Source organism: Moorena sp. (genome assembly GCF_982860115.1).
On sequence record NZ_CEYLVT010000241.1, the window covers coordinates 1 to 11,226 of the forward strand.

14 protein-coding genes and 1 pseudogene are annotated in these 11,226 nt (G+C 45.2%); 13 read left to right on the plus strand and 2 right to left on the minus strand.

All coding sequences use genetic code 11. The annotated features are described in order from the left end of the window. Window positions 1–280 precede the first annotated feature (280 nt). The 3 genes and pseudogenes from AC4II3_RS27500 (at window position 281) to AC4II3_RS27510 (ending at window position 2,561) form a co-directional block, all read left to right on the plus strand. Window positions 281–1,624 carry an eCIS core domain-containing protein gene (locus tag AC4II3_RS27500; RefSeq protein ID WP_488016109.1) on the plus strand — a complete coding sequence of 448 codons (1,344 nt, stop codon included), beginning with the start codon at window positions 281–283 and terminating at the stop codon, window positions 1,622–1,624. A 160-nt stretch (window positions 1,625–1,784) separates the two neighbouring features. Continuing rightward, window positions 1,785–2,349: pseudogene (locus tag AC4II3_RS27505) on the plus strand (Uma2 family endonuclease). A gap of 77 nt (window positions 2,350–2,426) precedes the next feature. Then, window positions 2,427–2,561: a hypothetical protein gene (locus AC4II3_RS27510; protein ID WP_490722964.1), complete on the plus strand. Its 135-nt coding sequence runs from the start codon at window positions 2,427–2,429 to the stop codon at window positions 2,559–2,561. Here the strand turns inward: AC4II3_RS27510 and AC4II3_RS27515 are convergent. Continuing rightward, on the minus strand, window positions 2,554–2,886 hold the full coding sequence (locus tag AC4II3_RS27515; RefSeq protein WP_488016111.1) for a type II toxin-antitoxin system HicB family antitoxin: 333 nt from the start codon (window positions 2,884–2,886) through the stop codon (window positions 2,554–2,556). The genes AC4II3_RS27510 and AC4II3_RS27515 overlap by 8 nt on opposite strands. After that, window positions 2,883–3,137 (minus strand): type II toxin-antitoxin system HicA family toxin, encoded by a 255-nt coding sequence (locus AC4II3_RS27520; protein WP_488016113.1) that lies wholly within the window; start codon window positions 3,135–3,137, stop codon window positions 2,883–2,885. Before AC4II3_RS27520 ends, AC4II3_RS27515 begins: the two co-directional genes overlap by 4 nt. Before the next feature lie 56 nt (window positions 3,138–3,193). On the opposite strand from AC4II3_RS27520, the gene AC4II3_RS27525 reads away from it, so the two are divergent. From AC4II3_RS27525 to AC4II3_RS27570, 10 genes are all read left to right on the plus strand, one after another. After that, window positions 3,194–3,337, plus strand: a complete 144-nt coding sequence (locus AC4II3_RS27525) for a hypothetical protein (protein WP_488016115.1) — start codon at window positions 3,194–3,196, stop codon at window positions 3,335–3,337. A 43-nt stretch (window positions 3,338–3,380) separates the two neighbouring features. Further along, window positions 3,381–4,958, plus strand: coding sequence for a B12-binding domain-containing radical SAM protein (locus AC4II3_RS27530; protein WP_488016117.1), 1,578 nt, complete (start codon window positions 3,381–3,383; stop codon window positions 4,956–4,958). A 184-nt stretch (window positions 4,959–5,142) separates the two neighbouring features. Continuing rightward, window positions 5,143–5,757: a hypothetical protein gene (locus tag AC4II3_RS27535; RefSeq protein WP_488016119.1), complete on the plus strand. Its 615-nt coding sequence runs from the start codon at window positions 5,143–5,145 to the stop codon at window positions 5,755–5,757. 404 nt (window positions 5,758–6,161) lie between these two features. Beyond that, window positions 6,162–6,338 carry a hypothetical protein gene (locus tag AC4II3_RS27540; RefSeq protein WP_488016300.1) on the plus strand — a complete coding sequence of 59 codons (177 nt, stop codon included), beginning with the start codon at window positions 6,162–6,164 and terminating at the stop codon, window positions 6,336–6,338. 78 nt (window positions 6,339–6,416) lie between these two features. After that, window positions 6,417–7,274, plus strand: a complete 858-nt coding sequence (locus AC4II3_RS27545; protein WP_488016298.1) for a sirohydrochlorin chelatase — start codon at window positions 6,417–6,419, stop codon at window positions 7,272–7,274. Between the two features lie 2 nt (window positions 7,275–7,276). Further along, the gene (gene cobA, locus AC4II3_RS27550; protein ID WP_488016296.1) at window positions 7,277–8,080 is read left to right on the plus strand and encodes a uroporphyrinogen-III C-methyltransferase; all 804 of its coding nucleotides are present in this window, start codon (window positions 7,277–7,279) and stop codon (window positions 8,078–8,080) included. 85 nt (window positions 8,081–8,165) lie between these two features. Further along, window positions 8,166–9,137, plus strand: a complete 972-nt coding sequence (locus AC4II3_RS27555) for a protochlorophyllide reductase (protein ID WP_488016294.1) — start codon at window positions 8,166–8,168, stop codon at window positions 9,135–9,137. A gap of 176 nt (window positions 9,138–9,313) precedes the next feature. Continuing rightward, window positions 9,314–10,138: a class I SAM-dependent methyltransferase gene (locus tag AC4II3_RS27560; protein WP_488016292.1), complete on the plus strand. Its 825-nt coding sequence runs from the start codon at window positions 9,314–9,316 to the stop codon at window positions 10,136–10,138. A gap of 188 nt (window positions 10,139–10,326) precedes the next feature. Beyond that, window positions 10,327–10,569: a ribbon-helix-helix domain-containing protein gene (locus AC4II3_RS27565; protein ID WP_488016290.1), complete on the plus strand. Its 243-nt coding sequence runs from the start codon at window positions 10,327–10,329 to the stop codon at window positions 10,567–10,569. Further along, window positions 10,562–10,933: a type II toxin-antitoxin system RelE/ParE family toxin gene (locus tag AC4II3_RS27570; protein ID WP_488016288.1), complete on the plus strand. Its 372-nt coding sequence runs from the start codon at window positions 10,562–10,564 to the stop codon at window positions 10,931–10,933. Before AC4II3_RS27565 ends, AC4II3_RS27570 begins: the two co-directional genes overlap by 8 nt. The last annotated feature ends 293 nt before the right edge of the window (window positions 10,934–11,226 follow it).

Here is an 11,226-nt window from a genome sequence, read left to right on the forward strand (position 1 = left end):
GAATCGGGAATCGGAACCCACCCCTAACCCCTCCCAGGAGGGGAATCGGGAATCGTTCTTGTAGGGTTGGCAGTGCTTTAAACAGATACATTTGCTGGCAAAGGGCGAAGGTAAGCACTGCCCACCGGAAGATTAATCTCTAGAGTCAAATCTAATCCCAAAACCCCACATCCCTTCCCCTTGACCAAGACAACTAGGGCGAAGTTTAATGTAACTAAGAGTATCAAACCGGAAAACATGGGTATAAAAAATGCCCAATCTATAGACGGAGAACTGGTAAATGAAGCGTCAGGGATTAAGTAAACATCAGCAACAGTCCCAGAGTGAATCCAATCCCAGTAGTGGTTGGTTACAGCGAGCAGCAGTGCGTTCGGTGCCAGAAAAACAGGTAAACTCCGACAAAGATAGGGCGTCTGGTTTGAATCGCAGCTTTGTAAATGTGCCTGTGGGTGGGAATGGATTACCGGTAGTGCAGCCGAAGTTGACCATTGGTGCAGTTGGGGATAAGTATGAGCAGCAAGCCGACAGGGTAGCCCGTCAGGTGGTGAGTCACATCAATGCCCCTGGTGCTGGGGTTGGCAATCAAGGAGAGACTGTTCAGTCGGGGCAAGGGAAAGAAATCCAGACCAAGGAAGAGAATCAGAGGCTACAGAGAGACGAAGAGACGGTGGTTGACTTGCAGTTGAAGCCTGTGGTGCTCCGTCGGAAAGCCATTGGGGGTGGGGCAGCATCACCTGAGTTGGAATCAGCCCTATCCCGTGCCCGGGGTGGTGGCCAAGCTTTGGATGCGGGTCTGCAACGGTCAATGGGCCAAGCGATGGGGGCGGATTTTAGTGGAGTGAAAATCCACACAGACCGTCAGTCGGACACACTGAATCGCTCCCTCCAAGCCAGAGCATTTACGACCGGAAATCACATCTTTTTCAAGAGAGGGGAGTATAACCCATCAAATAAAGGTGGACAGGAATTGATTGCCCATGAATTAACTCATGTAGTCCAACAAGGAGGCTCGACGGCGAGTATAAGCGAAGGGCAAACAATCCAGCGGGTGGTGATCCCCGATATACCGGTGCATGATGACGAAGTGAACGCAGGTCGACGTATCTATGGTGCCCATGACAACTATCATCAAGATCAGAATAATGACTGGTGGGTGGATATAGATACAGCGGACTATCCCCACATGTTAGGAACGGGCATAACGACGTACACACAGGACATAACAGCAAATCGTGCTAGGCAGCTCAATGCGAACTATGCGGCCCACCAAGGCCCAGCAGCTCGTGTGTTTGGACCAGACAACCACTTCCATGCGAGTATCGCCTGGCACTATGGCAATAAAATGTTTACGTTCGCTACAAATGTTATAAGGGTAGCTCCAATAGCCAACCAAGCATTTAGGTTGGGGAATAGAATGAAAGAGACTTCTCCACAGCATATATCATCCCATGCCTCAAACCAGCAACTCCCATTTGTTCATGCTCATGTCTACAATGGGGATCAGGCTCAATTGGAAAATCGATTACGTCAAATAATCACCTTATGTCAGCAAAACCAAGACTGTATAACAGCCCCTAACCCGGCAAATAAAGCCCAGGAGATAAGAAATTATTTCGGAGTATAGCAAGTGAACAACAGGGCGTACGCTGATCTTGTTGGGTGCGTTAAGTGCGATCGCCTGATCGTGTTTGGTGGGCAAATTACCATCAGAGCTGATGAAATGATCAAATTCTCAAAATTTGCCCACCAAACCCCTAGCTGGCCAAATTGGAGACAACCCTGAAATGGTACAAGCACAACCTAAAATACTAACATTGGAGGAGTTTCTGAAACTACCGGAAACGAAGCCTGCTAGTGAGTACCTTGATGGAAAAATTATTCAGAAGCCCATGCCTCAAGGAAAACATAGTCGTCTTCAAGGAGAACTTCTACCCGCCATCAATAGTTTAGTTAAACCTAAAAAAATTGCTTGCGCATTTCCAGCAATTACGCTGTACCTTTGGGGGTCGCTCAATAATACCTGACATTTCAGTATTTGTTTGGAACCGAATTCCCTGTGATGATAATGGAGAAATTGCCAATATATTTAACCTGACTCCAGATTGGACCATTGAAATCTTATCTCCTGACCAAAGTCACACAAAAGTCACCAAAAATAGTCTTCATTGCCTAAAGCATGGAACCCAAATCGGTTGGTTGATTGACCCAGAAGAAAAAACTGTGTTTGTTTACCATTCTAAACAAGAAATTGAGGTATTCGATCAACCCGATATGTTACTTCCTGTACCATCTTTCGTGAGTGAGCTAAATCTTACAGTTAAGGATTTATTTGCCTGGTTATTACTGTAAATAAGGAGTACTATAGCATTTTTATTTGAGTGCGATCGCCTGATCTGGATTTGGTGGGCAAATCGGCATCAGAGCTGATGAAATTATCAAATTCTCAAAATTTGCCCACCCTACTGCTACTGTTGCTAGTTCTTGTAGGGTTGGCAGTGCATGAGTGCGATCGCTCCCACTCCGCCGCTTTTCGGTTGAAGCATTGGAGAGCGGTTATCTGAGATACTGCTCAAGTGCCTCTGTCACTAGCTGGTTCAAGTTTATGCCTTGTTCAATAGCTGCGTAGGCAGCACGTCGATGAAGCTCGGTTCCAGGTCTGATGTTAAAGCTTCCCTTGAAAGGCTTTTCCGGTTCTATCCCTTTGAGTTGACAAAGCTCTAGGTAATCATCCACTGCTTCGTGAAAACTGGCGCGAAGAGATTCAACATCCTGACCTTCATAACTGATCAGGCTACGAATATACTCTACTTTTCCGTATAAAATCTCATCCTCATCATTGTAATTGACCGAGCCAAGGTATTCCTTGTATTTCATCAAGTTATTCATAACAATCCTTCGTGCCTAAGAATCTCGATCGTTTGCTCAATCTGATACTTCTTGAGTGTATTGTGAGGATGAGGCTTGTGTAGAGCGATCGCCACGCCATCAGAGTTAATGAATCGCCGCCTTGAACCGCCTGTTTTTCCACCTTTGACCTCCTCAAAGCCGAGTCCGGACAAAAGCTTGGTCAATTCATTCCAAGTAAAATCCTTCGGCTTACTTAGAAGACGTTTGATCAGCTTCTCTTGTCGAGTCATCCTCACCCCAGTAATTAATTATAAAAAGCATTACCCGATCATGCAACTAAATTTAGTTGCAGTGCGATCGCCTGATCTGGATTTGGTGGGCAAATCGGCATCAGAGCTGGTCAAATAATCAAATTCTCAAAATTTGCCCACCCTACCCCTTCTTCCCGACTCCCGATTCCCGACTCCCGATTCCCGATTCCCTAAATTGAGAACTGCTATAGTATTTTACTATTGTTGATTTCAACATCAAACGTGAGAGTTTTACTCCTGTCTCCTCTGTTCACCAAATCCTATTGGTCTTTTGATAAAGCCATAGAACTGATCGGCTGCAAAGTTGCTCAACCCCCTATGGGTCTGATTACCGTAGCAGCTATTCTTCCTCAAACCTGGGAATTCCGCTTAGTAGACCGCAATGTTCGTTTAGAAACTGACGCTGACTGGGAATGGGCAGATGTGGTGATCGTTTCCGGTATGATCGTCCAGAAACCCGATCTGCTCCACCTGATTGGTAAGGGGAAACGGTGGGGTAAATTGGTAGCCGTTGGTGGTCCTTATGTCACCTCTATAGCAGAGGAAGCTCAAGAAGCAGGAGTAGACTTTCTGATTTTAGATGAGGGTGAGATTACCCTACCGAGATTTGTGGAAGCACTGGCTCTGGGAGAAACTTCGGGGGTATTCCGTGCTCATGGAGAAAGGGCAGATGTCACCAAGACACCAATTCCCCGCTACGACTTACTGGAATTGGATGCTTATAGCGAGATGTCGGTACAGTTTTCCCGTGGTTGTCCTTTCGAGTGCGAATTCTGTGACATCTCTGTGCGATATGGCCGTAAACCGCGCACCAAAACCCCGGCTCAAGTATTGGCTGAATTGCAAACTCTCTATAATTTGGGTTGGCGGCTTCCTGTATTTATAGTTGATGATAATTTTATTGGCAATAAACGCCATGTCAAGGTTCTGTTGCAGGAACTAGCTCCCTGGATGGCAGAGCATGGTTACCCCTTTCCGTTGTCCACAGAAGCTTCTTTGAATCTGGCCGAAGACGATGAACTGTTGGAGTTGATGATTGCTGCCAATTTTAGTTCAGTCTTTGTGGGAATTGAAACACCAAATACCGATAGCTTGACCCTGACCAAAAAACACCAAAACACCCGTCAACCCTTACGAGATGCGGTTGAGAAAATTAATCGGGCAGGTTTGCGAGTGATGGCTGGATTTATTATTGGCTTGGATGGAGAAAAACCAGGAGCAGGCGATCGCATTATCGATTTTGTAGAAGCAACCGCCATTCCCCATCCTGTGTTTAGTATGTTACAAGCCTTGCCCAATACCGCCCTTTGGGATCGGCTCAAACAAGAGGGGCGTTTACTAGAAGGTAACGAAGAAAATATCAATCAGACAACCCTAACCAATTTTATCCCCACTCGCCCGATAGAACAACTGGCTCAGGAATATGTCAGTTGTTTCTGGGAATTATATAAACCAGAATCCTATTTAGGCAGACTTTATCGGCACTACTTAAATATGAAGCCGAAACCCTATCAACCTAAGTTGGTAATGCCAAAATTTATCTATTTCTGGGCACTGCTAATTATTATCTGGCGCAATGGCATCAAGCGCCAAACCCGCTTCCAATTCTGGGGTCAACTTTTTTCTATCCTCAGGCACAATCCTCAGGTATGGAAACGCTATCTTAGCGATCATGCCTATCTGGAACATTTCCTTGAATACCGCCAAATTGTCCACGATCAAATTCCAGCACAACTGGCTAAGTTTTTGGCAGCACTTGCTCAAACTAGACCTCTTGTAGAAGTGGCGGCGGAAGTGTAGTTACTGTGGGAAGATGGGGAGATGGGGAGATCGGGTGATGGGGTGATGGGGTGATGGGGAGTCCGATCAACAACTAGCTACTCAAGACCTCGCTACCTCGCTCTTTCCTACTATTCCCGACTCTCGATTCCCGATTCCCAATTCTAAATTCTAAATTCTAAATTCGCGCATTCCCGATTTTCTCATGTCTTTTGATTCCTATAAAACGATTGGCGAAGTACTTCAAGAATTTACAATTACTGCTACTGAAGCCAATTATATCCTGGAAACTGACACTGTAATCAGAGAAGCGTTTAAAGAAGATTTAGAGTTTTGTCTTCGAGAATTTACTGTTGAAGAGTCAGAGTATGCTATTTGTGAAACTATTATTTTTCCTCTCTTAAAAGAAGTATACAGACAGTATCGAGATAAATTTACGCTGTGGAGTCATAAACCAATCACCTATGATCAACAGCTCACGGGAATACCGGATTATATTTTAGCAAAGCGGTCTCCCCTTGGAAAACAAATTTTTGAAAAGCCCTATTTTGTAGCTGTAGAAGCCAAAAAGGATGATTTTATTAAGGGGTGGGGTCAATGTTTAGCAGAAATGGTGGCAATTCAAAAGCTTAATGACCAATCTGAGCAAACTATATTTGGAATTGTTTCTAATGGTCAACTTTGGCAGTTTGGTAAACTCAAAGGGAATCTCTATACTAAAGAAATTAACAATTATACAATTTCTGATTTAGAGAGACTGTATTCAGCAATTAATTATGTATTCAGTCAATGTGAACTAGAAATTGAAACTCAGCAATAAGTAAGATAAATAGCTCACGGGGTGACAACAAAGCTCAAACCTAGATAGGTATTGGGTTTTAGGTTTTAGGTTTTAGGTGTTGGATAAAATGAGCGCATCGGAGTCATTTGTATTTCCCAGCAATTGAAGCAATTTTCACCAATTCAACTTCTTCTATAGTTTTATTCAATCCATCCCGCCAGGGCAATCTTCACGCTTCACCTAACCCCTAAAACCTAACCCCTGTAAGATTTTCAATTAGCTTGTCACCCCCTGAGGATAAATAGCGATCAATTATCCCATAAGTGTTGAACAGGCAACTCAGAACAGGGAACTCATAACAGGAATCTTCCCTATTCCCAGCCCGTAGCGCTATAACTAACAACTTTCGTTACTATAGGTTTTGCGTTCGCGTAGCGTGGCCTATGGCCAATCGCGTAGCGTGGCCCCTTCACAACTCTCATCTTCGAGATCAAGACTTTGAGTTCCAAATGCAACCCCCAGTAGGACATTTGCGATCACGCCGCTGGGTTGGGGGATTTGAATGGTGCCGTCATGCTGGTGCAGTAGCAGGGAAATTAGCGCAATGCAACATTCTTTAGAAATACTTTATACACAATTGTCTCTAAAGGGAAGATAGTATTATTTAACACATTCGATCAAGGTAGTTCAGTATACCGTTGTCACCCTCATCTGCGTATCTGTTAATCTCCCACGGCAGTCATGACCTGCGTCCCCAGCAGGCTATGGCACAATTGGCTGAGTTGCTGCGAATCCGACTAGCCTCTCAGGAGGCTAGGGCTAGACAGACTATCTCACCAAACATATCACCACAAAGCAGCAGTGGTGACAGTGATCTGTTAACAGCTAACGGTCTTTCCGGTCAACCTTTAGGTGCGACCCGTGGCGAATTTAATTCGCCAACGGAAAGCGCACCTTTAGTAGGTACAGCCACTTTAGAACTGGCTGATATACCCCTACATGAGCAAATTATCCGATTTGCTCAGCTCGCTAAAGGGGCTGGCTGTAAGGAATTGAAACTATTGCCCCTATTCCTATTGCGGGGAGTACATGTCATGGAGGATATTCCTTGGCAAGTATCTCTGGCGCAAGAGAACTTAGGTAGTGAAATGGTGATTCATCTACTGCCTCATTTGGGAGCTAATCCGGCTTTGGTGAGGCTGTTGACAAATCAATGGGCAAAGCTAGATGGCGATGCCAAGATTTTGTTGTCCCATGGAACGAGCCGCCCTGGGGGTCAAGAAGAAACGGGGGCTGTAGCTAACCAGTTGGGGGCTGTGGCGGCCTACTGGTCAGTACAGCCGTCCCTTTGGGAGCAGGTCTCTATACTAACAGAGTCTGGAGCAAAAAAGATTGCCATTTTGGCATATTTTCTGTTTGAGGGAGGAATTACCGATGCGATCGCACAAATGTTAGTGGAGATACAGCAGAGCTTGCCTCAAGTGCAGTTGAATCTCGGAAAACCAATTGGGGTGAGTGAGGCATTAGTGGATTTGATTATGGATGGGATTAGGTAGAAATGAACCACGAAAACATCAAGGACGCGAAGGTAGTGAGCAAGGCATGTTTGGGTAAGGTGTATTTGGTTGGGGCAGGTCCTGGAGATCCGGGATTAATGACCTTGAAGGGAAAGGGGTTATTAGAGTTTGCGGATGTGGTAGTTTATGATGCCCTAGTCAGTCCGGAAGTCTTGAAGATGATTAATCCCCAGGCGGAACAAATTAATGCCGGAAAGCGCAGGGGTCGTCATTCCATGTTGCAGCAACAGACAACTCAGCTGTTGATTGAAAAGGCTCACTCTCATCCAGTGGTGGTGCGGCTGAAAGGGGGAGACCCCTTTGTGTTTGGTCGTGGTGGTGAGGAAATGGGGGATTTGATCGCGGCAGGGGTGCCAGTGGAGGTGGTACCAGGGATAACTTCAGGAATTGCAGCACCAGCTTATCTGGGAATTCCATTGACCCATCGGGATTATAGTTCTTCCGTCACCTTTGTCACAGGTCATGAGTCAGTGGGTAAGTATCGACCTCAGGTGAATTGGAATGCGATCGCAAATGGCTCAGAAACCATTGTGATTTATATGGGAGTTCATAATCTGCCTCGGATTGTGACCGAAGTGTGTGAGGCAGGATTAAATCCCCAGACACCAGTAGTGCTGATTCGCTGGGGCACACGACCTGACTCCGAACAGTTGGTTGGCACCTTAGAGACCATTGTGGCTCAGGTTGAGGAAACACAGTTTTCTGCTCCTGCGATCGCAGTCATTGGTAATGTGGTCAAGTTGCAACAGCTTGAAGGGTTTTCACCGTTGAAGGTTGAAGGTTAAAACTCTAACCGAAGATAGTATCTTTGATCGTAACTTAACATGAGAGCCTAATAAAGTTACGATCAATCGGTCAATTTTAAACGAAATGGAAAACGATCATAAATCAACGGTCATTATTACAGGAGCCTCCTCGGGAGTTGGTTTGCAAGCGGCCAGAGCTCTTGCCCAAACCTGGGGATGGCATGTAGTGATGGCTTGTCGGAATCTCGATAAAGCTGAAAAAGCTGCCCAAGAGGTGGGAATACCAAAAGACAGCTATACAGCACTATATATTGACTTAGCTAGCTTTGCTAGTGTCCGGCAGTTTGTGAATGCCTTCAGAGCAACCGGCAGAACCCTCGATGCCTTGGTGTGCAATGCTGCCATCTATCTGCCGTTATTAAAGGAACCGTTGCGAAATCCCGAGGGATATGAATTGAGTGTTGCTACCAATCACCTTGGTCATTTCCTCCTGTGTAATCTGATGCTAGAGGATTTGAAGAATTCATCCTCTTCCCAGCCAAGGCTAGTGATTGTGGGAACTGTCACTGCTAATCCTAAGGAATTGGGGGGAAAGATTCCGATTCCAGCACCTCCAGACCTGGGAGACCTCAAGGGTTTTGAAGAAGGATTCAAACCCCCGATCTCAATGATTAATGGCAAAGCCTTTAAATCTGGCAAAGCTTACAAGGACAGCAAACTCTGTAACATGCTGACCATGCGAGAGCTGCACCAGCGCTATCATGACTCTACCGGAATAGTTTTCAACTCCCTTTATCCGGGATGTGTTGCTGAAACCGCTCTATTCCGTAACCACTATTCCCTGTTCCAGAAACTATTCCCATTGTTCCAGAAAAACATTACTGGAGGCTATGTCTCCCAGGAATTAGCAGGGGATAGACTAGCAACAGTAGTTGCTGATCCTGACTATAATAAATCCGGTGTTTACTGGAGCTGGGGTAATCGACAAAAAGAAGGTCGTAAGTCCTTTGTTCAAGAAGTTTCTAATGAAGCAATGGATGATTCTAAAGCTAAGCGCTTGTGGGAATTGAGCGAAAAGTTAGTTGGACTAGGGTGACGTTAAATGTAAGTATTCAGCCGTCAGCTGTCAGCTGTCAGCCTTGGGCTTTTCCCCAGACTTTCAATTCTGATTAATCTCGAACTATTAAATTCTACCTTTTGAGGTTTATGTTAAGCTGTTCGCGTAGCGTGAGCTTTAGCTCACGGCTGATAGCTGATAGCTGAATGCTTACGATGAAAGACATTAAACAACTACTTAATGATATCCAGTCTAAAGACTTGGAAGAGAAAAAAACTTGGTATTCTTCTGTTGCAGAAGCCTACGACCAGGCTAGACCACGCTATCCTCAGCAACTGATTAACCGTGCCGTGGAGTTAGCCCAACTTCCTGCCGATGGGATAATTCTTGAAGTGGGATGCGGTCCGGGAATTGCTACGACAGCATTTGCTGACTTGGGCTTCTCTATAGTTGCTATTGAACCTAGCGAGGAATCTTGCCAGCTAGCGCGAGATAACTGTAGCCAATATCCAGATGTAGAACTTATTAATAGTACCTTTGAAGAATGGCAGCTAGAAACTGGGAAATTCCATGCTGTGTTAGCAGCGACTTCTTTTCATTGGGTTTCCAAAGAGATCCGGTATCAAAAAACAGCTGATGCTCTAAAAGAGAATGGGTTTCTGATTTTGCTATGGAATACGCCCCCTCAACCTAACTATGAGGTTTGCCAACTGTTGAATCAGCTCTATCAAACTCATGCTCCTTCTCTGAAACCCTATGAAGAGATAGAAAACTATCAACAGAACCTCAGCAAAATGGCAGAAACTGTTATTAATTCCGGGAAATTCCAAGACTTAGTATCGGAACAGTTGGTGTGTGACGTTACCTATAGTATTGATAATTATCTAGCGCTTTTGAGTACTTTGTCACCTTATATAGCTTTAGACCCACAGCAGCGAGAGTCTTTGTTTCAAGGGATTAAGGAAATACTAGAGCTAGAAGTGGGCAATAGTCTTGAAACTTCCTATCTCTCTGTTCTTCAGATTGCTAAAAAAATATAGTGGTAAGCATTTAGCTTAAGCGCTACGCGCACGCTACGGGAACAGCTTTCAGGTATTGGCCACGCTACTGGTCTGGTGTTGCGCTGAATGTTGTTTATCTTGTGTGAATATAGCAAATGGCAAATATTGTTGTTTAATGCCATTGATGCTAGAGTGGTGAAAGGTTTCTTCCCATACAAAGAATCGCAATGAGCAGCAGCCTGAATATCCAGCTAACCGATAAACTACGCCGCTATGTTGATATGCGGGCAAGCGATGATGATGTCTATGCAACCCCTAGCGAATACATCCGCGATTTGATTCGTCGGGATATGCAGGACTATTTGATTGTGTCCGACATTATCCAAGGGCTACGGGAAATTAGGAATCAAGAATATGTCCCGGAATCCATCCTGGATATTTTAGAAGAAGATAATCCCGATTGTGACTAGGAAAAACTATCTCCTCACCCCCACAGCGCGGCGGCACTTACGGGAAGCCAAAGCATGGTCACGGGCCAGATGGGGCAATGAATTAACAAAAGAGTATTTTCATGACCTTGAAAAAGCAGCACAGTTTATCGCACTTAATCATCAAAAAGTTCCGAAACGTCAGGAGCTGACAGGGGATACCTCCCTGTGTTTATATCCTGTTAGAGAACATTATATTGTCTATGAACCCTTGGGAGAAAAACGCATCGCCATCGCTGCTTTTATTCGTATGGGGAGGGATATTCCGACGTTACTTAGTAAACATGCCGTCACCTTAAAAGAGGAGCTTACCGAACTACGAAAAAGTAGCTTGAACGAGAATTAATTACTTCTGGCGATCAAAAATAAAATGTCATCTCGTTCTGCTAGGACTAATAAGGGGTAAATCGCTCTTGACAAAATTGTCGATGCATTCATCAAATCAATAAAGGTAGCGATGCAGCGCGGTCTTGGGGAGGCAGCGCGGTCTTGGGGAGGCAGCGCCGCCAAAGGGGGTTCCCCCTGACGGGGTGACAAACAGCCTTAAAAGCTTTACGGGGTGTGGGGTGTGGGGTGATGGGTGTAGGGGAAGATCAAAAGCTGGCGGAGTGGCGACGGGACGGTTAAATCAGGTTTCGG

Excerpts from the sequence above, each read along its gene's own strand:
- AC4II3_RS27510 (WP_490722964.1), top strand. The coding sequence starts at position 2,427 with ATGAAATTATCAAATTCTCAAAATTTGCCCACCCTACTGCTACTGTTG.
- AC4II3_RS27560 (WP_488016292.1), top strand. The coding sequence starts at position 9,314 with ATGAAAGACATTAAACAACTACTTAATGATATCCAGTCTAAAGACTTG.
- AC4II3_RS27500 (WP_488016109.1), top strand. The coding sequence starts at position 281 with ATGAAGCGTCAGGGATTAAGTAAACATCAGCAACAGTCCCAGAGTGAA.
- AC4II3_RS27555 (WP_488016294.1), top strand. The coding sequence starts at position 8,166 with ATGGAAAACGATCATAAATCAACGGTCATTATTACAGGAGCCTCCTCG.
- AC4II3_RS27535 (WP_488016119.1), top strand. The coding sequence starts at position 5,143 with ATGTCTTTTGATTCCTATAAAACGATTGGCGAAGTACTTCAAGAATTT.
- AC4II3_RS27540 (WP_488016300.1), top strand. The coding sequence starts at position 6,162 with ATGGCCAATCGCGTAGCGTGGCCCCTTCACAACTCTCATCTTCGAGAT.
- AC4II3_RS27565 (WP_488016290.1), top strand. The coding sequence starts at position 10,327 with ATGAGCAGCAGCCTGAATATCCAGCTAACCGATAAACTACGCCGCTAT.
- cobA (WP_488016296.1), top strand. The coding sequence starts at position 7,277 with ATGAACCACGAAAACATCAAGGACGCGAAGGTAGTGAGCAAGGCATGT.
- AC4II3_RS27515 (WP_488016111.1), bottom strand. The coding sequence starts at position 2,886 with ATGAATAACTTGATGAAATACAAGGAATACCTTGGCTCGGTCAATTAC.
- AC4II3_RS27520 (WP_488016113.1), bottom strand. The coding sequence starts at position 3,137 with ATGACTCGACAAGAGAAGCTGATCAAACGTCTTCTAAGTAAGCCGAAG.